Here is a 20634-nt window from a genome sequence, read left to right as displayed (position 1 = left end):
AGTTCCCGCGCATGAAGACGACCAAGCTCGCTCTCGCCGTAATGTTGGCCACCGGTCTGGCCGCCGCGCCGTTCGCCGCACAGGCCAAGTCGCACAAGGCCAAGCATGATTCATCGACCTCATCCTCGCAAACGACAGGCGCCAACACGAAGTCCAAGGGCAGCGACGCCTCCGGTCAGGGCGGCTCTGGCCCCGGCTCCGACCAGGGCGGCGCCATGACGAACAACAAGAGCGCCCCGAGCAACACCAAGTAGGCTCGCGAAAGAAAGGCCCCGCGAGAGCGGGGCCTTTTGCCTTGATGCTCGAACATCCTCTCAGGGCCACATGGTCGGTGCACGGGTTAGAGCATCCCGGCCGGCCCGCCTCAAATCGTCGACCGCACATTGCCCCGATCGAACAAGATCACTCAGTCGTGCGGCAACGCGTTCACGCGTCGCCGTATCCCACGGAGGAATTTCAGCACAGACTTCATCAAGCACCACCCGCAGCAGGGCGGCCATTTCGGCATCCGGCATTGACGAGCTCTGGCATGTCGCGTTGCGCGACCGCTTTAGCTGCGTCGGATGTCAGTGATGTTAAGGCGGCGACTTGCGGAGTCCAGCTTCATGAGGTGGTCAAGCTGCGCCCGCTTGCGCGCGATCAGGAGCTGGGCCGCGGCATCGTCGAGGCCCTCACGCTGCAATTGCCGGATCGCAGAGCCGAGTTCGAGGATCTCGGCGCGTAGTTTCAGAATCCGGTAGGTGTCCGGGTCCTCCTCCACCGCCTGCCTCCATCCACCACCTGCGTGGCATGTCTCAACGGCGCGCGGGCCCGGTCTCGTTCTTCAGCGGACGAAGGCGCACCCGGTTGCGGATGTCGGGTAACACTTCGCCGCCACCAGCAGCCTTCCACTCGCCGATCAGCAGATTGATTTTCCGGCGCAGATCCATCTGCGCCTGGGCCTGCTCGGTGCAGTCGCGATCGCGATTGACGAGATCGCGCACGGACGCCTCGACATTGACCATTTCTAGCCTCAAGGCGCTGATTTTACGTCGAATTTCATTAATTCTGTTGTCCATGGCTTGTTAGAACAAAATAAGAACATATAGTCAAGCCATGAATTCGGAACGGAGAGCGGACATGCAGGTTCAGGGTAAATACGACGCCAAGGCTTTTCTCATGGAGCAGATGACTCGGGCGCAGGGGCTGCGGCTGAAGCGGCTGAGTGAAGAAGCCTACCAGCCCGCGCAATACGATCGAGATCTGTCCTTTGTCGAAGCCGCGCACCGCATCCAGGTGCTGGAGGCGGAGATCGAACTCGCGAACTCCTTCTGAAGCGCGCGGCGGGCGTCTTTGGAACGTTGCGTCAGCACTCCTGTTCTCTTCCGAGGCCAAGGGAGAGAGTTGATGGCACGCAAGGCAAAGAAGCGCCGCTACTCACGCAGCGCCGGCAGTGACGTCGAGCGCGAGATGCGGCGTTACAAGAAGGGCACGGCGAAGAGCGGACCCGGCGGTCGCGGCGGGCGCGTGAAGAGTCGCAAGCAGGCGATTGCGATCGGCCTCTCCGAGGCGCGCAAGAAGGGCAAGAAGGTGCCGAAGAAGGCCTCGAAACGGAAGACGTCCAAGAAGAAGAAGAGCTCGAAGCGCAAATCCGCCAAGCGGTGACGCTGACCAGCGTCAGGTCATGCTGCCGGGCATGAAGCAGCGGATCGAAATGCCGAACGCCGTCTTGACCGGCCAGACCATGGTGCGGCCGGCGCGGTTCGGCTCGGTGATCACGGCTTCGTCGGGGACCTCGACCCACTGCCCATCAAGGCGGACCCGGTAGTGCCCGTTGTGCGAGTCCCAATCAGGATCGGCCACGGCAACGCCGTCGGCATCCGAACAGCACGGACCGAGATGGCTGCGCAGGCTGTCGAACCAGGGCTTTAGCGGCGAGTCGACGAAGCGGCCGTCATCGCGCCCCATGGCACTTCCGGTCGACAGCACCAAAGGCGCCGCGAGCAGCACAAGCTTTAGCGAGAGCTTCAATCGATCCATGTCGGCACCGATTAAATGCGAACCACCGCCGGTTCCACAAAGCCGCCGGACGTCCGAAGTTCCACTCCTGCAATTTGCCTCGGCGCCGTCATTGCCGCCAAAGCACAGCACGCGATTTCAAAGTCTGACGAGCGAACGCGGCTTTTTCGGACGAACCCGTCATCATTGCTGCCGTTAACGAGAATGTTATCGGCGACCTGTGGGTATCTCGAACGGTGCGCGCGAAAAAGGCGGCCCGCAGGCCGCCTTTTGAATTTGCCGTCGAGACCAAGAGAAGCAAGCAGAGGCAAGCAGATCAGGCGAGCGGCACCGCCACGAAACGGGTCGCCTCCGCGCTCTTCACCTGCAACAGCACGCTGTTCTTTCCGGACGATTTGGCCTGCGCCAGCTCGGAGCGGACGTCACCGACATTGGCGACCGCCTTGCCACCGACATTGAGGATGACATCGCCGGTCTGGATGCCGCGCTGCGCCGCCGGTCCCTGCGGATCGACCTCGGTCACCACGACGCCCTTCTGGCCCGCGCCCTGGACGTCGCTGGCCGGCGCCAGGCTGAGGCCGAGGCGCGGCGTGCCGGGGGCCTGCTGCGTCTTGCCGTCGTCAGTGTTGCCGCTTCCTTTGGCCTGCTGCTCGTTCGGCAGTTCGCCGAGCGCCAGCGTCACCGTCTTGGTGTCGCCCTTGTGGACGACATCGAGCTTCACGGACGTGCCCGGCGCCAGCGTGGCGATGGTGCGGGCGAGATCGCGGGAGTCCTTGATCGCGGTGCCGTTGACGGCGGTGATGACGTCGCCCGCCTCGATGCCGGCCTTCGCCGCCGGGCTGCCATCCTGCGGGTTGTCGACGATCGCGCCGCGCGCCGCCTTGAGGCCGAGGCTGTCGGCGATCTCCGCGGTCACCGGCTGCACCTGCACGCCGAGCCAGCCGCGGGTGACGGCGCCCTTGTCCTTCAGCTGCGCGACCACCAGCTTGGCGGTCGAGGACGGAATATCGAAGCCGATGCCGACCGAGCCGCCCGAGGGCGAGAAGATCGCGGTGTTCACGCCGATCACGTTGCCATTCATGTCGAAGGCCGGGCCGCCGGAATTGCCCTTATTGATCGGCGCATCGATCTGGATGTAGTCGTCATAGGGACCGTTGCCGATGTCGCGGCCGCTGGCCGAGACGATACCGGCCGTCACGGTGCCACCAAGGCCGAAGGGATTGCCGACCGCAACCACCCAGTCGCCGATCCGCGGCTTCTGGTCGGAGAACTTCACGAACGGGAAGTCCTTCTTGCCGTCGACCTTGATCAGCGCGAGGTCGGTCTTCGGATCGGTGCCGACCACCTTCGCGGTGTAGATCGTGCCATCATCCATCGTCACCTGCACGGACTCGGCGTGGTCGACGACATGGTTGTTGGTCACGGCATAGCCGTCAGCCGAGATGAAGAAGCCGGAGCCCTCGCCCGTGATCACCTGGTGGCGCTGGCGCGGCACGCCATTCATGCCACCCGGGCCGCGGAAGCCGAACTGCTGCGAGAACTGGTCGAATGGAGAACCCTCGTCCTGATCCATCCGGTTCTGTTGCAGCATCGCGCTCTTGTCGTTGTCCTGGTCGATCTTCACCCGCACCGAGATGACGGCGGGCTTGACCTTGCTGACGAGGTCGCCGAAGCCCGGTGGTGTCGCGGCGCTTTCAGCGGCCTGCGCAGGCGAAATCAGGGAGTTCACGCCGAACGGCGTCGAAGCGGGAGACGCAGCCAGCACAGCCGCGCCAAGCGCGGCCACGGTGCCGAGCAGCGCGAGCCGGCGCGGCTTCAGAATTGTACGGGTCCTGGTGGTGTCGGAATTGACGCGATCGATCATGTCGAAATGTCCATGTTGGGTAAGTCGCCTTGCACCCAACATGGACATCGTCACCTTACGGCGTCCCGTCCACGCGATTAAATCTTGGCAAAGTAACTGCGGCCGGCGGCCGCAGTCGTTATTCTCTCAAGAGACGTCGGAGCCTCAGCAAGCAATCCCGTGAAGAATTGCAGACAGGCCCTCTCACGCCGCGGCGGGTCGCTCCCATGCCGCGGCTGCGATGGCGTCGTCTTCGCGTTGTGCATTGCACGCGTCGAAATGCGCCTTCAACGCAATCTCGGCGAGATATTCGAAATGTTCGGCCTGGCCGAGCAGCTGCCAGTTCTGGAGCGGCCGATAGGCCGCCTGCTGGCGACAGAGGGACGCCAGCGCGCGGTAGCGACGTACGTTCTCCATGAGACCCTCCCTCGCATTCACACAGGGCTTATTGCCCTGATTTGCGTCAGGCCGATGGCGATTGTGCAAAACATTTTTTGCGCGCACCGCACAACTGATCGCCGTTAACTTTTTAGAAATGCACGCGCGGACTTTAGTTCCTACGGCGCCGATTTGCACGTAAAACTCGCTAGGTGGCTGCTGGTCTAGGCGTAGCGGCGGTGTTCGACATTGATGCCGATCAAATCGCAAGACCCCGGAGAACCGTGGCGTGCGCGCGCAACGCCTCCGCCGTCTACCGGATGCGCCCGCCCTCTCCCGCACGCGTTGGTCGCACGGAATCATCCTGCAGTTTCGGAACCCGACCGGCCTCCGCAGCAGCGCGAATGGCCGCGATGTTGGCGGCATAATCGGCCCTGCTCTTGCCGCGAAACACCGCGGAACCCGCCACAAGTGTATCGGTGCCCGCGGCGGCAACCGCAGTGGCATTGTCGCGCGTGACGCCACCATCGACCTCGAGGCGGATCGGCCGCTCGCCGATCATGCTTCGAATGCGCGCGATCTTTTCGAGCTGGGAGTCGAGGAAGGACTGGCCGCCGAAGCCGGGGTTGACCGTCATCACCAGCACCAGATCCAGACGATCGAGCACATATTGGATCGCGCTCTCGGGCGTTGCCGGACACAGGCTGACGCCGGCCTTCTTGCCGAGTGCGCGGATCGCCTGGAGCGAACGGTCGAGATGCGGGCCCGCCTCGGCATGGACGGTGATGACATCGGCCCCCGCCTTTGCGAATGCCTCCAGATAAGGATCGACAGGCGCGATCATCAGATGCACGTCAAAGACCTTCTTCGTCACCGGCCGGATCGCCTTGATGACATCTGCGCCAAAACTGATGTTCGGCACGAAGTGGCCGTCCATGACGTCGCAATGGATCCAGTCGGCGCCAGCCGCATCGGTCGCTGCGATTTCCTCGCCGAGGCGCGCGAAATCTGCCGCCAGGATCGAGGGGGCGATAATGATCTCCCTGGTCATGTCTTTGCACCCCGCGCATCCGCCCCACCGCCGAAGACACGGCTCGCCAGGACGTCGATGGGATCGATCGTCTCGAGATCGGCGACGTCGAGCATGCGGTCGAGGTCCGATACCAGGCGATCGGCCTGCCGCAGCCGGATACGGTCGACGGCGTTGCGGATCGAGCGCGCGTTGGAGAAGAACGGTTGGGTCCGGCGCAGCCCGATGTACTTCTCGAACGCCTCGCGCGCCGCCGCCGAAAAGCGATAGCCGCGCTCCCGCAGCATCAGCTCGGCGATAACCAGTAGCTCGGCTTCCGCATAATCCGGAAATTCGATGTGATGGGCGATGCGCGAGCGGAAGCCGGGATTGGAGGCGAAGAAGCTCGTCATGCGCTCGCCATAGCCGGCGAGGATCACCACGAGGTCCTCGCGCTGGTTCTCCATCACCTGGAGCAGGATCTCGATCGCTTCCTGGCCGTAGTCGCGCTCATTGTCGGGCCGGTGCAGATAATAGGCCTCGTCGATAAACAGCACGCCGCCCATCGCTTTCTTCAGAATCTCCTTCGTCTTCGGCGCGGTGTGGCCGATATATTGTCCGACAAGATCGTCGCGCGTCACCGAGATCACCTGCCCCCGTCGTACGAATCCAAGGCCGTGCAGGATCTTTGCCATGCGCAACGCCACCGTGGTCTTGCCGGTGCCGGGATTGCCAGTGAACGACATGTGCAACGTCGGTGGTGTTGATGCGAGCCCGGCACGCTGGCGGATGCGCTCGATCAGCAGCAGCGAGGCGATCTGGCGCACGCGGTTCTTGACTGGCTTCAGCCCGATCAGCTCCTGCTCGAGCTGTTGTAGCGTGTCGGTGATCCCGGCCGCTTCGGTCTCCTTACGGAGATCGAAACTGGTCTCACCGCCTTCGGCGGCCGTTGCATGGGGAACGTCGAGCATGGGCAACCTCGAAGAAAAGAGCTTCGCCGCGGGGGGAAGCGGCGAAGCAGTGGTCCGCCAAGGATACGGAGCAGGGAGTGCTCCGCGCGGAAGAGAGTGGCTATTGCGAGACGTGGGCGGCTGGCTTGCGCACAGTCGTGTAGCGGATCGCGCGGCCGCCAATCTCCTGCCGCACCAGCTCGAACTCGGCCTCCTGCGGCGGGCGGTTGACCAGGAAGGAGATCCGCACCGATTCCCAGCCGTCGCTGGAATCGAAACCGCTCACGCGGATGTAACGGTCGCCATACACCCGGCGGCATTCGGCGAGCTCCATCATCACGCCGGCGGCGTCCTGGAGATCGAACATCGGCAGGCCCCACATCTCCCAATAGGTGTTGCGGGGATGCGGGTCGTCGGTGAACTCGATGTTCACGGCCCAGCCGTTGGCGAGGCAGTATTGCACCTGCTTGGTGATCTGCTCGTCGGTGAGATCGGGCAGGAACGAGAAGCAGCCCTGAGTGAGCTTCATGTCGCATCTCCTCAAACGGTTTCGAGCGCGGTCGGCACGAAGTCCGGCGTGTCGGTGGATTGATAGTTGAAGGTGACGTCCTTCCAGACTTCAAGCGCGGCCTTCAGCGGCGTGCAGGTCTCGGCCGCCCTCGCCAGGATCTCCGGCCCTTCATGGATGTAGTCGCGGCCCTCGTTGCGGGCGAGGATCATCGCTTCCAGCGCCACGCGGTTGGCGATCGCGCCCGCCGCGATGCCCATGGGATGGCCGATGGTTCCACCGCCGAACTGAAGCACGACGTCCTCGCCGAGCAGATCGAGCAACTGGTGCATCTGGCCGGCATGGATGCCGCCGGATGCGACCGGCATCATCTTGTTCAGGCTCGCCCAGGACTGGTCGAAGAACAGGCCATGCTCGAGCTTGGTCGGATTGAAGTCCTCGCGGCAGACGTCGTAATAGCCACGCGTGGTGTTGGGATCGCCTTCGAGCTTGCCGACTACCGTACCCGCATGGATGTGGTCGACACCGGCCAGCCGCATCCATTTGGCGATGACGCGGAACGACACGCCGTGGCTCTTCTGCCGTGTATAGGTCGAGTGCCCCGCGCGGTGCAGATGCAGGATCATGTCGTTGCGGCGCGCCCATTTGGCCATCGACTGGATCGCGGTGTAGCCGATCACGAGGTCGATCATGACGATGCACGATCCGAGCTCTTTCGCGAATTCCGCACGCTCGTACATGTCCTCCATCGTCCCGGCAGTGATGTTCAGGTAGGTGCCCTTGACCTCGCCGGATGCGGCCTGCGCGCGGTTCACCGCCTCCATGCAATAGAGGAAGCGGTCGCGCCAATGCATGAAGGGCTGCGAGTTGATGTTCTCGTCGTCCTTGGCGAAGTCGAGCCCGCCCTTCAACGCCTCGTAGACCACGCGGCCATAATTGCGCCCCGAAAGCCCGAGCTTCGGTTTGACCGTTGCGCCTAGCAGCGGGCGGCCGAACTTATCGAGCCGCTCGCGCTCGACCACGATGCCGGTCGCAGGCCCCTGGAACGTCTTCACATAGGCAACCGGGAAGCGCATGTCCTCCAGACGCAGCGCCTTCAGCGGCTTGAAGCCGAACACGTTGCCGATGATCGACGCCGAGAGGTTGGCGATCGAGCCGGGCTCGAACAGATCGAGATCATAGGCGATATAAGCAAAATAGGAGCCCGGCGAACTCGGGACCGGATCGACGCGATAACACTTGGCGCGATATTTCTCCGCGGCAGTCAGGCGGTCGGTCCACACCACCGTCCAGGTCGCGGTGGAGGATTCACCGGCGACGGCGGCCGACGCCTCGATCGGATCCACACCCTCCTGCGGCGTGACGCGGAACAGCGCGATGATATCGGTGTCCTTCGGCGTGTAGTCGGGCTCCCAATAGCCCATGCGCTTGTATTCCATCACGCCCGATCGATAGCGTTCCTTGCCGCGAACAGTTCCTGCATGTGCATTCATGGCTCTCTCCTGCTCTTCTCTCTGAATGATTAGGCGGCAACCGGCTCGCGGGAGCCGATGCGCGGGTCGAGCTCGCCAGTGCGGTAGCGCCGCGCCATCTCGCTCAAGGGAACGACCTTGATCCTGCTGGCGTGGCCCGCGGTGCCGAACTGCTCGAAACGATCGCGGCAGAGCTCGCGCATCGCATCCATCGCAGGCTTGAGGAATTTGCGCGGGTCGAACTCATGGCGGCTTTGCACGGCCACTTTCCGGAACACGGCGGTCATTGCGAGCCGGCAATCCGTGTCGATATTGACCTTGCGCACTCCGCTCTTGATGCCGCGGACGATCTCCTCGACCGGCACGCCCCAGGTCTGTGGCATCTCGCCGCCGAACTGGTTGAACATATCTTGCAGAGGCTGCGGCACCGACGAGGAACCGTGCATCACCAGATGCGTGTTTGGCAGCCGGCGGTGGATCTCCTCGACCACTCGCATCGCCAGGATGTCGCCATCCGGCTTGCGGCTGAACTTGTAGGCGCCGTGCGAGGTGCCCATTGCAATGGCGAGCGCATCGACCTTGGTGGCGCGGACGAAGTCGACGGCCTGGTCGGGATCGGTCAGCAACTGGTCGTGGCTGACCTTGCCGCCGACGCCGTGGCCATCCTCCTGCTCGCCGCCTCCATGCTCGAGCGAGCCGAGCACGCCGAGCTCGCCTTCGACGGAGGCGCCCACCCAATGGGCGAGATCGACGACGCGGCGGGTGATCGCGACGTTGTAGTCGTAGTCGGCGGCCGTCTTGGCATCGGCCTTGAGCGAGCCGTCCATCATCACCGAGGTGAAGCCATGAGCGATGGCGGAGGCGCAGGTCGCCTCGTCATTGCCGTGGTCCTGGTGCATGCAGAGCGGAATGTCCGGATAGGTCCGCTCCAGCGCGTCGATCATGTGCGAAAGCATGAGATCGCCGGCATAGCTGCGTGCACCGCGCGAGGCCTGGATGATGACGGGCGCATCGACCTCGGCCGCCGCCTGCATGATCGCAATGCCCTGCTCCATATTGTTGATGTTGAATGCCGGCACCGCGTAGCCGTGGCTGGCGGCGTGATCGAGCAATTGGCGAAGCGTGATACGGGCCACGAAGAGTCCTCCTGTTATTGCTTGCGAGCCCGGGCGATCGCCCGGCGAGCGGCTTCGGCCACGCTTTGCGGCGTGATGCCGAATTCGCGGTAGAGCACCGGAGCCGGTGCCGAGGCACCGAAACCGCGCATGCCGACGAATTCGCCGTCCGTACCGATCCAGCGATGCCAATCGCCTGCGACAGCCGCCTCCACGCCGACGCGCGGCGCCGTGCCGAGAATGGCCGCGCGATAATCGTCCGGCTGCTCCTCGAACAGGGCGAAGCAAGGCGCCGACACGACAGCGGCGCGGACATGCTCGGTCGCAAGCAGGCGGGCGGCTTCCAGCGCGATCGAGACTTCCGAACCGGTCGCGATCAATGTCACGTCGCGGCCACCATCGGGCGAGACGATCAGATAGGCGCCTCGCGCGACGCGGTTTCTGCCGCGCGCATCGCTGCGGAACGTGGGCAGAGCCTGCCGTGACAGGCACAGCACGGAGGGACGGTCCTCCGCTTCGAGCGCACAGTCCCAGGCTTCCAACGTCTCGACCGCGTCGGCGGGGCGGAACACGAGCAGGTTCGGAATGACGCGGAGCGCGGCCAGATGCTCGACCGGTTGATGCGTCGGACCATCCTCGCCAAGGCCGATGGAGTCATGGGTCAGCACATGGATGACACGCAGCCGCATCAGGGCCGCAAGGCGAATCGCCGGACGGCTGTAGTCCGAGAAGGCGAGGAATGTGCCGCCATAGGGAATGAATCCGCCATGCAGCGCGAGGCCGTTCATTGCGGCCGCCATGCCGTGCTCGCGAATGCCATAATGGATGTAATCGCCGGCGAACGCGCCACGGTTGACCGGAGCCTGCACCTTGGCACGCGTGAGGTTCGAATGCGTCAGGTCCGCCGAGCCGCCGACAAATCCGGGAATGGCCCCGGCGATCCCGTCGAGCACCTGTTGCGAGGCCTGCCGCGTCGCGAGCTTTGGACGTTCGGTGGCAAAGCGCTCACGCAATTTCGCCGAGGCTTGGGCATAGGCGTTCGGCAGGGCAACCGCTTTGCCCTCGATGAACAGGTCGCGCACCTGGGGCGTCGCATCCTCGTAGCGATCGAGCCAGGCGAGACGATCCACTTGTCCGCGCTGGCCAATCATCCGCCACGCCTTCATGATCGTGACAGGCACGACGAACGGCTGATAATCCCAGCCAAGCGTCCGCCGCGCTGCCGTGGTCTGCTCGGTGCCGAGCGGCGCGCCATGCGCCTTCTCGGTACCCTGCCGGCCCGGCGCGCCGTAGCCGATGATGGTGCGGCAAGCAATCAGCGACGGTTTTGCGCTAGCACGTTCCTCTGCGATCGCCTGCGCGATTGCCTCGGGATCGTGGCCGTCGACGCGGCGCACCGACCAGCCGGATGCCGCGAAGCGCGCCAGCTGGTCGTCCGAGGTCGCGAGCGACGTCGGTCCGTCGATGGAGATGCCGTTGTCGTCGAACAGCACGATCAGGCGGCTGAGCTGGAGATGACCGGCAAGCGAGATCGCCTCCTGGCTGATGCCTTCCATCAGGCAGCCGTCGCCGGCGATCACATAGGTGAAGTGATCGACCAGGCCGTCGCCGTGCCGTGCATTGGCCATGCGCTCGGCGAGCGCCATACCGACCGCCGTGGCAATCCCCTGCCCGAGCGGACCCGTCGTGGTCTCGACGCCCGGCGTATGGCCATATTCAGGATGCCCCGGCGTCTTCGAGCCCCATTGCCGGAACGCCTTGATGTCGTCGAGGCTGACATCGCCGCCGGTAAGATGCAGCAGCGCATAGAGCAGCATCGAGCCGTGGCCGGCCGACAGCACGAAGCGGTCGCGGTCCGGCCAGTTCGGATGCGCCGAGTCGAATTTGAGGAAGCGCGAGAACAGCACGGTCGCGACGTCGGCCATACCCATGGGCAGGCCGGGATGACCGGACTGGGAGTTCTCGATGGCGTCGACCGCAAGAAAGCGGACGGCATTGGCGAGATCGCTGTGCGCGACTGCGGTGAGGTCGGCGTCGGCATGAACCGAGATGTTCATCAAACCCTCCCGTTGTTGTCGTTGCTGTGGATCATTTCAGGCCCCGCTTGCGCTCGATCAGCTGCATGATCAGCGGCGTCAGGATGAGCTGCATGGCGAGGTCAAGCTTCGCGCCCGGACACACGATCGAGTTCGCGCGGGACATCCAGCTGTGCGGCAGCATCGAGAGCAGATAGGGGAAGTCGATGCCGCGCGGATTCTTGAAGCGGATCACCACCATCGATTCATCGGGTGTCGGAATCCAGCGCGCGATGAACGGATTGGACGTGTCAACCGTCGGCACGCGCTGGAAGTTGATGTCGGTCTCGCTGAATTGCGGGCAGATGTAGTGGATGTAATCCGGCATCCGCCGCAGGATGGTGTCGGTGACGGCCTCGGTCGAATAGCCGCGCGCGCTGCGGTCGCGATGCAGCTTCTGGATCCATTCGAGATTGATCACGGGCACGACGCCGATCTTGAGGTCGGCATAGCGCGCGACATTCACCCTGTCGGTCACGACGGCGCCATGCAGGCCTTCGTAGAACAGCAGGTCGGAATTCTCCGGCAGCCGCTCCCATTCGGAGAAAGTGCCGGGCGCGGCACCATGCAGTGCGGATTCCTCGGCGTCGTGCACATAGTGCCGTGTCGTCGCCGTGCCGGTCTCGCCATAGTCGCGGAAGGCCCGCTCCAGCTCTTCGAACAGATTGGTCTCGGGGCTGAAATGGCTGAAATGCTTATTGCCGCGCTCGGCCTCCGTGGCCATCTGCGCGCGCATCTCGGCGCGGTCGTAACGATGGAAGGCATCGCCTTCGATGTAAGCGGCATTGACCTTCTCGCGGAAGAATATCTGCTCAAACGTCTTCTTGACCGACGTCGTACCCGCGCCGGAGGAGCCGGTGATGGAGATGATCGGATGCTTCCTGGACATGTGTCACCTCGCTCACAACCGGAAGAATCCGCGCCGCGCGAACAGCGGCGCGGAGACACTCGCAACCAGCAGCGGATCGCAGTGCAGTTCGGCGACACGCCGCACCTCGTTGCTGGAGCCCATGACCAGCGGTACGCGCTGATGCAGGTTCTGCGCTGAGAGATCGAGGATGCGCTCGCGTCCGGTCGAGGCCGATCCGCCGGCTTGCTCGATGATCATCGCCATCGGGTGTGCCTCGTAGACGAGACGCAGGCGGCCGTCGCCATAGCCGGGCCGCGCGTCGGAGGGATAGAGGAACACGCCGCCGCGAGTCAGGATGCGATAGGCCTCGGCGACCAGCGAGCCGATCCAGCGCATGTTGAAATTATGGTTGGCGGGCCCATCGACGCCGGCGAGACATTCGTCGATGAAGGAGCGGACCGGCGAATCCCAATGGCGGCGATTGGAGACGTTGATCGCGAACTCCTCACACGCCTCGGAGATCTGCACGGCGCTACGCGCGAGACGGAAGCAGCCGGCCTTGCGGTCGAGGGTGAAGATGTCGACACCGTCGCCGAGCGTCAGCACCAGCGCGGTCTGGGGACCGTAGGTGACGAAGCCCGCCGCCAGTTGCGCCGAGCCGCGCTGATGGAAGGCGAGACCGAGATCGTCCGGCGCGGGCAGAATCGAGAAGATCGTGCCGACGGTCATGTTGAGATCGATGTTCGAGGAGCCGTCCAGCGGATCGATCGCGACGCAGATCTTTGCTTCGCGGTCGCCTATCTGCTGCTCGCGCATTTCTTCGGACGCCAGCGCTGCGATCGGCAGTTTGCCGAGGCAGCGGCGCAGGATCGCATCCGCCTGCACGTCGAGATCGCGCTGGATGTCGCCGTCGCTGTTGCGGCCAGTCGCGAGGCCCGAGGCGTCCGCAAAATCACCTGTCGCGATGAGGTCGGCGATCTCGACGGCGGCGGTCGCGACGGCATCGACCGCGGCCGCGACGGTCAGCGCATGCGGCGCCGTCTCGGAATAGCGTTGGAGGTGGTCGTCCAACCTGAGTTGCCCGGTCATCTGCGTCCATCCCTTGCTGGCGCCGCATCCAGTTCCCTCCCCGGCGGAGGCAGGCGCGGTCGTTCCCAGCACGATGAGATTGACAGGGCTGGCTTAATAAGGAAAATTTCTATTCATAATGAGTGCCAAAGAATTTTCTTATAATGGCCCCGGCCACGCGGCGACCCAGCTCCGGCATCTGACAATCCGGCAGTTGCGCTCGCTTGCGGCGCTTTCGGCCAAGGGCAGCGTCACGGCGGCCTCGACCCAACTCGGGCTGACCCAGCCGGCCGTGACCCAGCAGCTGCGCCAGCTTCAGGACCTCGCCGGCCTGCCGCTGGTGCAGCGGACCGGCGACGGCATGCTGCTGACGGAGGCAGGCAGAGAGGTGCTGGCGCTCGCCGAGCGCGTCGAAGCCGCGATCACGGACTGCCAGGGCTCGCTTGATCTGCTTGCGGGCAGGACCGGCGGCACGGTGCATCTCGGCGCGGTCTCGACCGCGAAATATTTCGTGCCGCATGCGATCGCGGCATTCTCGAAGCGCTCGCCGAAGATCGAGATCAAGCTGACCATCGGCAACCGCGAGGAAATCCGCGAGGCCATGCACGGCTACGAGCTCGATTTCGCCGTGATGGGTCGGCCACCGGCCGACGTCAGCGTCGATGTCCGCCAGCTCGGGCGCAATCCGCACATCATCGTCGCGCGCAAGGGGCACTGGCTGGAGAAGGATTCCGGCCTCAGCCTGACCGACCTCGTGCACGAGACCTTCCTCACCCGCGAGCCGGGATCAGGCACGCGCACGCTGATGGAGGGAATGTTCCAGAAGTCCGACCTCGAGCCGATCATTGGCATGGAGATGAGCAGCAACGAGACCATCAAGCAGGCGGTGATCGCAGGTCTCGGCATCGCCTTCATCTCGGCGCATACGGTGGCGCATGAGCTTGCCGAAGGCCGCCTCGTCGTGCTCGACGTCGCCGGCCTTCCCATCGTCCGGCAGTGGTACGTGATCCGCCGCAGCGACAAGGTGCTGCTGCCGCCGGCGCAGGCGATGTTCGACTTCCTGGGGTCGGAGGGAGCGAATTATCTGCCCGAGGTGCCCAAGCTCGGCGGGCGATAGCGCGCCCGCGCTCACCCCATCAGCTTCATCGCGATTGTCGCCGCCAGGATGACGATGATCTGAAGCAGACGCTCTGTCGTGAAGATGCGGTTGAAAATGGTCATCGCTCGCCTCGGCCGTCGTGAAGGAGAAGGAGATCCGGGCGCGTTGCTAGCACGCGGCGGCGCCGGGGTAACTCCGTGTCGTCACGGGTTCTGCTCGCGTCGGATGGTCATCAATCAGGCAGCGCGCTGCGCGGCGTAATCGGCGCGCGCGGCGAAATAGGCTTCCAGCTCCGACAGCGCGCGGGCCTCCCACTCGCTGGCCTGCTCCAAGAGCGACCAGCGCTGGCCCGGCCGAAACGCCGCGGTCTGGCGATAGAGCGATGCGATGCCGCGGTAGCGGCGCACGTTCTCGAAAATGGCGTGTCCGTTCATGTCGAAAACTCCCTCGTAGTCCCACGGGGGAAATTGCGGCCAAATCTTTTTTGAAAAGTTAGCGGCGCGATCCAACTGCGCGGATGGTTGCCGGACTGTTGCGCGAGTGCAACGCGCGCGCTCCGTGCAGCACCTGATTATTGCGAATTCGTTGCCGGGCTCTCGCCCGACGACTTCAACCCGCCGCGGCTGATGATCGTCATGCTCGCGCGGCAGAGATCGGCAAGGCCGATCAGAAGCACGGCGAACAGGCAGAACAAATTGATGGAATCAGCGCTCGCGCTGGACAACGCCGTGAACTCGAAGAAGGGCGGGATGAACGCCCACCACACCACCGGAATGGCGAGCAGCGCGGCGAACATCGCCGCCGGCGCGCCTGCGACAACGCCGAGCACGAACAGGCTCGGCAGGAACGCCGCGAAATAGAGCTTTGCGCCGAGCGCGACGCAAGCGCCTTGAATCGCAGCCGACACTGCGACGACGACAAATCCGAGCAGAAATGCCTGCCACGACCATGGCCGTACTCGCGGTACGCCAACCAGTCCCGCACGCCTCATAGGCCCTCCCCTGCCGCCGTTAACCAGGCCGCTTGCGACCAAAGTACTACAGCTGCAGGGAATCCGCGAGGTGGAAATTACATCGACCAAGCCGCCGTATAGGCGGCTTGGTAAACGCCCGCGCCGCATAATCGTACCACTATTCGGTTGCGGCATAGAGCAGGCTGGCGACCGGCAACGCAAGGCCAATGGCCGAGGCCAGCGTCCAGCCGCCTTGCGCAAACGCCCAGGTGCCGAGCGCGGATCCGGCGGCGCCGGCGGCGAAGAACGTCGCCATGTAGAGCCCGTTGAGGCGGCTGCGGTGCTCATGCCCTAGCGCGAAGATGGCGCGGAAGCCCAGCACGACATTGCCCTGAACGCCGAAATCGATCGCGATCGCGGCCACGACGAGGCAGGCGAGGTTGAGCATCGATCCGGCCGCGCCGAGATGCGTCACCAGGAAGCCGAGGGCGACGAACAGCATCGCGGCGAGCGTGGCGATGCGGCTGTGGCCGCGATCGGCGAGTCGTCCTGCGATCGGCGCCGCGAACACGCCGGACACGCCGGCGAGCGCGAACAGCGCGATGCCGCGCTGGGTGAAGCCGAATTGGCTCGCAAGCTGGAGCGGCACCACCGTCCAGAACAGGGTGAAGGCGCCGAACAGGCCGGCCTGGTAGAGCGCGCGCCGCCGCAACAGCGGAGTGGCGCGCACCAGATGCGGCATCGACAGCAGCAGCGCGCCGTAGTGCATCCGTACCACCGGCTTGCGCTTCGGCAGCGTGAGACGCAGCACGATGGCGAGTGCGATCATCAGCGCCGCCGAGCAGAAGAACACCGCATGCCACGACAGCGCCGCGGTGACGAAGCTCGACACCGGCCGCGCCAGCATGATGCCGAGCATCAATCCGGTCGAGACGTTACCGACGACGCGGCCGCGAATGGCCTCCGGCGCGAGATGGGCCGCATAGGGTATGATGATCTGCACCGCGACCGAGCCGAGGCCGATGAACAGCGCGGCGATCAGGAACGGCAGCGCGTGGGTGGCAAACGCAGCGGCGAGCAGCGACGCCGCGCCGAGCGTGATCACGGTGCAGATCAGCATGCGGTTCTCGACGAGATCGCCGAGCGGTACGATGAACAGCAATCCCGTGCCGTAGCCGATCTGCGTCATGGTCACGATCAGGCCGGCCGCCGCGTGCGACAGGCCGAGCGCGGCGCTGATCGGGGCGATCAGCGGCTGGGCATAATAGATGTTGGCGGCGACCATGCCACAGGCCGCGGCAAGCACGAAGGTCAATCGTTGCGACACCGCATCTGTCTCCGGCGCGGTCTCGATGGTGGCATTCATCGTCATTCCAAACTCTCCGACACGTCAAAGTCTCCAGATATCGGAAACGATCGTTTCCTAATTTGACAAGATTTCAGGCAAGCAGCTTCATCGCGACGCCGACCAGGCGGTCGGCATCGAGCGGCAGGCGCGCCTTGCCGACGACGCGCAGGCCCTGCGTCATGCAGATCATCAGCCGCGCGGTGTCGTCGGCATCGATATGGTCCGGGATCGAGCCGTCGGCCTGCCCCTCGCGAATGAGGCTGGCGATAAAACTTTCGTTGGTCTTGAGCTGTGCCGTGACGCGCGCCCGGATCACCGGATCGACCGCCGACAGCTCAACCGCGCTGCCGACCACGATGCAGCCGCGGCGCCCCTCGCTGCCCTGGGAGCGCTCGACATAAGACAGCAGCACATTGCGCAATTTTTCGCGGCCATTCGCACCCCGCTCCGCCGCGTCGCGGGTCTGCCCCCGGCGCACCGTGGCGTAGCGCTCGAAAGCCGCGACAAATACGGCATGCTTGTCGCGAAATGCCTTGTAGACGCTGCCGGTGGCAAGCCGCATCGCGGCGGTGAGGTCTCCGATCGAGGTGGCATGATAGCCACGCTCGCAAAACACCCGGATCGCACCGTCCAGGGCCGTGTCCATATCGAACTCCCGGGGACGGCCGGGTGGCTGAGGCGAGGGTTCAGACTGGCGGGCGGCTTTTTGCATTGCGGGGTAATAGGGAATGATCGTTTCCGAATAAAGACAATTGGTTGTGATGCTGGGGGCCCTCTTGTCCCGGACGCGCTGCAGCCTACGCGATGCGCAGCATCGTCCGGCAACGCTGCTGCGCAGAGCCGGGACCCACACCACACGCGTGCTCTCGGAGACATGGGCCCCGGCTCTGCAGCGCACCGCTGAAGGAGCGCTGCGCTGCGTCCGGGGCACGAGAGGGAGGTGTGCCGCACCGGCCTCCGCACCGTCATTGCGAGCGCAGCGAAGCAATCCAGACTCCCTCCGTGGAAAGACTCTGGATTGCTTCGCTGCGCTCGCAATGACGGAGTTTGAGGCAACAGCTTCGTTCATTCGGCTCGCATGTCATTTGCAGACACACCTTCGCAACCTCGCGACGCCTTTCGCCCGAGCTTTGCTTGATCTCTCCACCCTCTTATCTATCCAAGAGGGCGCAGGGAAGGCCGGGTGCTGACGGCGCACCCGCGGTCCGCTGCGCGAATGTGGTGCGCAGAGAAAACCGCACAGCAGCATACAGGTGGTGCCAATCACTCGGCCTTCCCTGCGCGATGGGTTGACGGCTTATGCCGTGCTCTCCCGGGAGCCGAATTCCTTCTGGCCTCCCTCGCTTCGCGAATTGACGATGTGGTTGACCCGGTTGGGCGCTCCACACCTCCGCGAAAGCTTGACCGTAGCAACGACGGCCAGGACCACACGGTTTTGCCGTACGCGCGTTCGCCTAGTGCCACAGGGTCTTGCAGCCGTGTGCACACGCGCCGCAAGAATATTGGCGAGACGAACTCAACAGCGCCGCTCATCCGCACGCGGTTTCGGGCTCACAGGGACTACCCGCCCTGCCCGCACCTCTCGTGCCGACGCTGCCGCGTCCACCGCAAGCCCAGCTCGCAATCAGTGACGACGTACGATCGCCCCTCAAGGATGAGCCGGGATACCGCGACACATACGCTATTTCCGAATTTCGGTAAAGCGGAATATTTTTACAAGACGCGATTGACAGGGGTTCTGTGTGTTTCGTCGGGCCCTCGTGAGCCCGGAGCCATAAACTCAGCTGTCCCGGCCTAGGCTGGGACGACGGCGGGGCTAGGGGCGTCACCACCCCACGGCAACGGTCACGCAAACACGGCGCCAAACCGCTCCAGAAACTGCTTCTCGGCCCGCGCCGCCGTCCAGGGCGTCAGATAGTCGCGCCGGACGCTGACGGAGAGGCCGGGATCCCTCCCGAACAGGCGCTTGGCCTCGCTCTCGCTGAAGCCGGCGAGCTCGATTGCCTCGAGATACGCCGCGCCGCGATCGGCGGCCTTGATCGCCAGCGTGATCTCGTCGGGCAGTACCGGCGGCAGGCCGAAGCGGATATGGATGGCGCCCAGCAGGCGCTTCTCCACGGCCTTGTAATGGCCGTCGAGCACCGCCTTGAACGGCGAGATCATGTCGCCGATCACATATTCAGGCGCATCGTGCAATAGCGCGGCGAGCCGCATGCGCTCATCGACGCGCGGCATCTCGTGCCGTAGCACGGTCTCGACCAGCAGCGTGTGTTGCGCGACCGAGAAGATATGTGCGCCGATGGTCTGCCCGTTCCAGCGGGCGACGCGCGCGAGCCCATGCGCGATATCGGCGATCTCGACGTCGAGCGGGGAAGGATCGAGCAGATCGAGCCGCCGGCCCGACAGCATGCGCTGCCAGGCGCGCATTTGCACGCTGCGCGGCGCCGTCTTCTTCGTCGTCATTTGGCCTTGAGGCGCGGCTTGCGCTGCATCTTGCTGCAGGTCGCGTGGCAGTGGCAGTCGACGAGATGGTCGTTGACCATGCCGGTCGCCTGCATGAAGGCGTAGACGATGGTCGGGCCGACGAATTTGAAGCCGCGCGAGGACAGCTCCTTGGAGATCTGCACCGACAACGGCGTCGAGGCCGGCACGCTCGCCGTGGTTTTGAAATCGTTGACCTTGGGCCGTCCGCCCATGAAGTCCCATAACAGCTTCGAGAAGCCCGGGCCCTTCTCCATGATATCGAGATACGATTTCGCGCTGAGGATGGTGCCGTCGATCTTGGCGCGGTTACGCACGATGCCGACGTCGTTCATCAGCGCGTGCACCTTCTTGTCGTTGTAGCGCGCGATTTTTTCCGGCTGGAAATCGTCGAACGCTTTGCGGAAATTGTCGCGCTTGCGCAAAATCGTGATCCAGGACAGGCCGGCCTGAAAACCGTCGAGGATCAACTTCTCATAAAGCGCGCGGTCGTCATACTCGGGCACGCCCCATTCGGTGTCGTGATAGGCGACATAGAGCGGATCTTCACCCGGCCAGGGGCAGCGGGTCTTTCCGTCGGGATGCAGGCGGGGAGCACGGCTCATGCGATGGGCTGCTTTGCGGGAATGCGCACGATTTCGGGTTCTGCCAGCTTCAACGCGAGACCGCCAGCGGTGAGCGGCTGGCCGGCGTCGAGCGCGTCCGCAACGCGGTCGATGCGCACCAGCGCAATACCCTTGCCTTGCGCCGACGAGCCCATGGTGCCGACGGATTTGTCGCCGGCCATGACACTGACACCGGCCTCAGGCGAGGAGTCCTCGAGCAGTACCTTCACGCTGCGGGTGCGCGCGGTGCCGCGATGCTGCATGCGCGAGACGACCTCCTGGCCGACATAGCAGCCCTTGTCGAAATCGACGCCGGCCAGACGGTCCATGTTGGTCTCGTGCGGGAATGCATCGCTGTACATGAAGTCGAGCCCGCCGCGCGGCACGCCGAGCGCAATACGATGCGCCTCATAGTCGGCCGCATCGACCAGCTCGGCGCCGATCAGGTCGGAGAGTTTTTGCTTGAGATCTTCGGGGATCAGGATGCGAGTGCCGAGCTCAGCATTGCGCGGATCGGCGAAGGCGAGGTCCGGCTGCGCGGCCAATTGGCCGTCCCAGGCCGCGAGCACGCCGAGATCGTCGGAGAGGTTGTCCACCGTCACCTTGGCGCGCAGCTTGTAGAATTTCAGCTTGGTGGCGAGGCCGTCGGCCAGCGCTTTCGGACAGTCGATCAGGAAACCGCCGCCGTGGCCGGCGGGCGCTTCGGTGATCAGGAAATCCACGATGATCTTGCCCTGCGGCGTCAGCAGCGCACCGAATCGCCCCAGGCCTGGTTTCAGCCTGTCGACATCGGTCGTGATGAGGCCATTGAGGAAGTTGCGCGCATCCTCACCCGCGACCTTGATCACGCTCCGGTCGGGAAGAAACGCTGATTTCATGTGAA

Annotated in this window: 24 protein-coding genes; 4 read left to right on the top strand and 20 right to left on the bottom strand. The window is 64.3% G+C overall.

What is annotated here, in order from left to right; all coding sequences use genetic code 11:
* Window positions 1–11: 11 nt before the first annotated feature.
* Complete coding sequence (locus ACP2YP_RS10580; RefSeq protein WP_426424066.1) at window positions 12–254, top strand: hypothetical protein; 243 nt, start codon at window positions 12–14, stop codon at window positions 252–254.
* A 296-nt stretch (window positions 255–550) separates the two neighbouring features.
* On the opposite strand, the gene ACP2YP_RS10575 is transcribed toward ACP2YP_RS10580, so the two are convergent.
* Window positions 551–760 (bottom strand): hypothetical protein, encoded by a 210-nt coding sequence (locus ACP2YP_RS10575; protein WP_426424065.1) that lies wholly within the window; start codon window positions 758–760, stop codon window positions 551–553.
* A gap of 34 nt (window positions 761–794) precedes the next feature.
* Entirely contained in the window at window positions 795–1004 is a 210-nt protein-coding gene (locus tag ACP2YP_RS10570) for a hypothetical protein (RefSeq protein WP_426426105.1), read from the bottom strand.
* Window positions 1005–1119: 115 nt separating this feature from the next.
* On the opposite strand from ACP2YP_RS10570, the gene ACP2YP_RS10565 reads away from it, so the two are divergent.
* Together ACP2YP_RS10565 and ACP2YP_RS10560 are read left to right on the top strand one after the other, a co-directional pair.
* The gene (locus ACP2YP_RS10565) at window positions 1120–1314 is read left to right on the top strand and encodes a DUF3072 domain-containing protein (protein WP_426424064.1); all 195 of its coding nucleotides are present in this window, start codon (window positions 1120–1122) and stop codon (window positions 1312–1314) included.
* A gap of 72 nt (window positions 1315–1386) precedes the next feature.
* Window positions 1387–1644, top strand: a complete 258-nt coding sequence (locus ACP2YP_RS10560; protein WP_426424063.1) for a DUF6496 domain-containing protein — start codon at window positions 1387–1389, stop codon at window positions 1642–1644.
* A gap of 12 nt (window positions 1645–1656) precedes the next feature.
* On the opposite strand, the gene ACP2YP_RS10555 is transcribed toward ACP2YP_RS10560, so the two are convergent.
* The 11 genes from ACP2YP_RS10555 to ACP2YP_RS10505 all read right to left on the bottom strand — a co-directional run bounded on the left by ACP2YP_RS10555 (window position 1657) and on the right by ACP2YP_RS10505 (window position 13287).
* Window positions 1657–2019: a hypothetical protein gene (locus ACP2YP_RS10555; RefSeq protein ID WP_426424062.1), complete on the bottom strand. Its 363-nt coding sequence runs from the start codon at window positions 2017–2019 to the stop codon at window positions 1657–1659.
* A gap of 295 nt (window positions 2020–2314) precedes the next feature.
* The gene (locus ACP2YP_RS10550) at window positions 2315–3862 is read right to left on the bottom strand and encodes a Do family serine endopeptidase (protein WP_426424061.1); all 1548 of its coding nucleotides are present in this window, start codon (window positions 3860–3862) and stop codon (window positions 2315–2317) included.
* A 183-nt stretch (window positions 3863–4045) separates the two neighbouring features.
* The gene (locus ACP2YP_RS10545; RefSeq protein WP_254129531.1) at window positions 4046–4258 is read right to left on the bottom strand and encodes a hypothetical protein; all 213 of its coding nucleotides are present in this window, start codon (window positions 4256–4258) and stop codon (window positions 4046–4048) included.
* Window positions 4259–4532: 274 nt separating this feature from the next.
* A complete protein-coding gene (rpe, locus tag ACP2YP_RS10540) occupies window positions 4533–5270 on the bottom strand; it encodes a ribulose-phosphate 3-epimerase (protein ID WP_426424060.1) in 738 nt (245 codons plus the stop codon).
* Window positions 5267–6199, bottom strand: a complete 933-nt coding sequence (gene cbbX, locus ACP2YP_RS10535; RefSeq protein WP_426424059.1) for a CbbX protein — start codon at window positions 6197–6199, stop codon at window positions 5267–5269. The genes rpe and cbbX overlap by 4 nt, the downstream gene beginning before the upstream one ends.
* A 100-nt stretch (window positions 6200–6299) precedes the next feature.
* A complete protein-coding gene (locus ACP2YP_RS10530; RefSeq protein WP_426424058.1) occupies window positions 6300–6707 on the bottom strand; it encodes a ribulose bisphosphate carboxylase small subunit in 408 nt (135 codons plus the stop codon).
* 11 nt (window positions 6708–6718) lie between these two features.
* A complete protein-coding gene (locus ACP2YP_RS10525) occupies window positions 6719–8179 on the bottom strand; it encodes a form I ribulose bisphosphate carboxylase large subunit (RefSeq protein WP_426424057.1) in 1461 nt (486 codons plus the stop codon).
* Window positions 8180–8208: 29 nt separating this feature from the next.
* Window positions 8209–9294: a class II fructose-bisphosphate aldolase gene (gene fba, locus ACP2YP_RS10520; protein WP_426424056.1), complete on the bottom strand. Its 1086-nt coding sequence runs from the start codon at window positions 9292–9294 to the stop codon at window positions 8209–8211.
* Window positions 9295–9308: 14 nt separating this feature from the next.
* Window positions 9309–11330: a transketolase gene (tkt, locus tag ACP2YP_RS10515; RefSeq protein ID WP_426424055.1), complete on the bottom strand. Its 2022-nt coding sequence runs from the start codon at window positions 11328–11330 to the stop codon at window positions 9309–9311.
* A 31-nt stretch (window positions 11331–11361) separates the two neighbouring features.
* Complete coding sequence (locus ACP2YP_RS10510) at window positions 11362–12237, bottom strand: phosphoribulokinase (protein ID WP_426424054.1); 876 nt, start codon at window positions 12235–12237, stop codon at window positions 11362–11364.
* A gap of 12 nt (window positions 12238–12249) precedes the next feature.
* Window positions 12250–13287, bottom strand: coding sequence for a class 1 fructose-bisphosphatase (locus ACP2YP_RS10505; RefSeq protein ID WP_426424053.1), 1038 nt, complete (start codon window positions 13285–13287; stop codon window positions 12250–12252).
* Between the two features lie 118 nt (window positions 13288–13405).
* Between ACP2YP_RS10505 and ACP2YP_RS10500 the strand changes: the two genes are divergently transcribed.
* Entirely contained in the window at window positions 13406–14383 is a 978-nt protein-coding gene (locus ACP2YP_RS10500) for a LysR family transcriptional regulator (RefSeq protein WP_426424052.1), read from the top strand.
* 218 nt (window positions 14384–14601) lie between these two features.
* On the opposite strand, the gene ACP2YP_RS10495 is transcribed toward ACP2YP_RS10500, so the two are convergent.
* The 7 genes from ACP2YP_RS10495 to ACP2YP_RS10465 form a co-directional block, all read right to left on the bottom strand.
* The gene (locus ACP2YP_RS10495) at window positions 14602–14799 is read right to left on the bottom strand and encodes a hypothetical protein (RefSeq protein WP_426424051.1); all 198 of its coding nucleotides are present in this window, start codon (window positions 14797–14799) and stop codon (window positions 14602–14604) included.
* Window positions 14800–14936: 137 nt separating this feature from the next.
* Entirely contained in the window at window positions 14937–15356 is a 420-nt protein-coding gene (locus ACP2YP_RS10490; protein ID WP_426424050.1) for a DUF4118 domain-containing protein, read from the bottom strand.
* Window positions 15357–15495: 139 nt separating this feature from the next.
* Complete coding sequence (locus ACP2YP_RS10485) at window positions 15496–16689, bottom strand: MFS transporter (protein ID WP_426424049.1); 1194 nt, start codon at window positions 16687–16689, stop codon at window positions 15496–15498.
* Between the two features lie 67 nt (window positions 16690–16756).
* Window positions 16757–17377, bottom strand: coding sequence for a TetR/AcrR family transcriptional regulator (locus tag ACP2YP_RS10480; protein ID WP_426424048.1), 621 nt, complete (start codon window positions 17375–17377; stop codon window positions 16757–16759).
* Between the two features lie 1133 nt (window positions 17378–18510).
* Window positions 18511–19128, bottom strand: a complete 618-nt coding sequence (locus ACP2YP_RS10475; protein ID WP_426424047.1) for a YfbR-like 5'-deoxynucleotidase — start codon at window positions 19126–19128, stop codon at window positions 18511–18513.
* On the bottom strand, window positions 19125–19751 hold the full coding sequence (locus ACP2YP_RS10470) for a DNA-3-methyladenine glycosylase I (RefSeq protein ID WP_426424046.1): 627 nt from the start codon (window positions 19749–19751) through the stop codon (window positions 19125–19127). The genes ACP2YP_RS10475 and ACP2YP_RS10470 overlap by 4 nt, the downstream gene beginning before the upstream one ends.
* Window positions 19748–20629: a YgfZ/GcvT domain-containing protein gene (locus ACP2YP_RS10465; RefSeq protein ID WP_426424045.1), complete on the bottom strand. Its 882-nt coding sequence runs from the start codon at window positions 20627–20629 to the stop codon at window positions 19748–19750. Before ACP2YP_RS10465 ends, ACP2YP_RS10470 begins: the two co-directional genes overlap by 4 nt.
* Window positions 20630–20634: the final 5 nt, after the last annotated feature.

It is taken from the genome of Bradyrhizobium genosp. A, from assembly GCF_049949275.1.
Lineage (GTDB): Bacteria > Pseudomonadota > Alphaproteobacteria > Rhizobiales > Xanthobacteraceae > Bradyrhizobium.
Note: the sequence above shows the minus strand (reverse complement) of the source record. Positions and strands in the feature narration are given on the sequence as shown.

Bases quoted from the DNA above. Each gene is read 5' to 3' on its own strand.
- ACP2YP_RS10580 (WP_426424066.1), top strand. From the start codon at position 12: ATGAAGACGACCAAGCTCGCTCTCGCCGTAATGTTGGCCACCGGTCTG.
- ACP2YP_RS10570 (WP_426426105.1), bottom strand. From the start codon at position 1,004: ATGGTCAATGTCGAGGCGTCCGTGCGCGATCTCGTCAATCGCGATCGC.
- ACP2YP_RS10565 (WP_426424064.1), top strand. From the start codon at position 1,120: ATGCAGGTTCAGGGTAAATACGACGCCAAGGCTTTTCTCATGGAGCAG.
- ACP2YP_RS10560 (WP_426424063.1), top strand. From the start codon at position 1,387: ATGGCACGCAAGGCAAAGAAGCGCCGCTACTCACGCAGCGCCGGCAGT.
- ACP2YP_RS10555 (WP_426424062.1), bottom strand. From the start codon at position 2,019: ATGGATCGATTGAAGCTCTCGCTAAAGCTTGTGCTGCTCGCGGCGCCT.
- ACP2YP_RS10550 (WP_426424061.1), bottom strand. From the start codon at position 3,862: ATGATCGATCGCGTCAATTCCGACACCACCAGGACCCGTACAATTCTG.
- ACP2YP_RS10545 (WP_254129531.1), bottom strand. From the start codon at position 4,258: ATGGAGAACGTACGTCGCTACCGCGCGCTGGCGTCCCTCTGTCGCCAG.
- rpe (WP_426424060.1), bottom strand. From the start codon at position 5,270: ATGACCAGGGAGATCATTATCGCCCCCTCGATCCTGGCGGCAGATTTC.
- cbbX (WP_426424059.1), bottom strand. From the start codon at position 6,199: ATGCTCGACGTTCCCCATGCAACGGCCGCCGAAGGCGGTGAGACCAGT.
- ACP2YP_RS10530 (WP_426424058.1), bottom strand. From the start codon at position 6,707: ATGAAGCTCACTCAGGGCTGCTTCTCGTTCCTGCCCGATCTCACCGAC.
- ACP2YP_RS10525 (WP_426424057.1), bottom strand. From the start codon at position 8,179: ATGAATGCACATGCAGGAACTGTTCGCGGCAAGGAACGCTATCGATCG.
- tkt (WP_426424055.1), bottom strand. From the start codon at position 11,330: ATGAACATCTCGGTTCATGCCGACGCCGACCTCACCGCAGTCGCGCAC.
- ACP2YP_RS10510 (WP_426424054.1), bottom strand. From the start codon at position 12,237: ATGTCCAGGAAGCATCCGATCATCTCCATCACCGGCTCCTCCGGCGCG.
- ACP2YP_RS10505 (WP_426424053.1), bottom strand. From the start codon at position 13,287: ATGACCGGGCAACTCAGGTTGGACGACCACCTCCAACGCTATTCCGAG.
- ACP2YP_RS10500 (WP_426424052.1), top strand. From the start codon at position 13,406: ATGAGTGCCAAAGAATTTTCTTATAATGGCCCCGGCCACGCGGCGACC.
- ACP2YP_RS10495 (WP_426424051.1), bottom strand. From the start codon at position 14,799: ATGAACGGACACGCCATTTTCGAGAACGTGCGCCGCTACCGCGGCATC.
- ACP2YP_RS10490 (WP_426424050.1), bottom strand. From the start codon at position 15,356: ATGAGGCGTGCGGGACTGGTTGGCGTACCGCGAGTACGGCCATGGTCG.
- ACP2YP_RS10485 (WP_426424049.1), bottom strand. From the start codon at position 16,689: ATGACGATGAATGCCACCATCGAGACCGCGCCGGAGACAGATGCGGTG.
- ACP2YP_RS10480 (WP_426424048.1), bottom strand. From the start codon at position 17,377: ATGCAAAAAGCCGCCCGCCAGTCTGAACCCTCGCCTCAGCCACCCGGC.
- ACP2YP_RS10475 (WP_426424047.1), bottom strand. From the start codon at position 19,128: ATGACGACGAAGAAGACGGCGCCGCGCAGCGTGCAAATGCGCGCCTGG.
- ACP2YP_RS10470 (WP_426424046.1), bottom strand. From the start codon at position 19,751: ATGAGCCGTGCTCCCCGCCTGCATCCCGACGGAAAGACCCGCTGCCCC.
- ACP2YP_RS10465 (WP_426424045.1), bottom strand. From the start codon at position 20,629: ATGAAATCAGCGTTTCTTCCCGACCGGAGCGTGATCAAGGTCGCGGGT.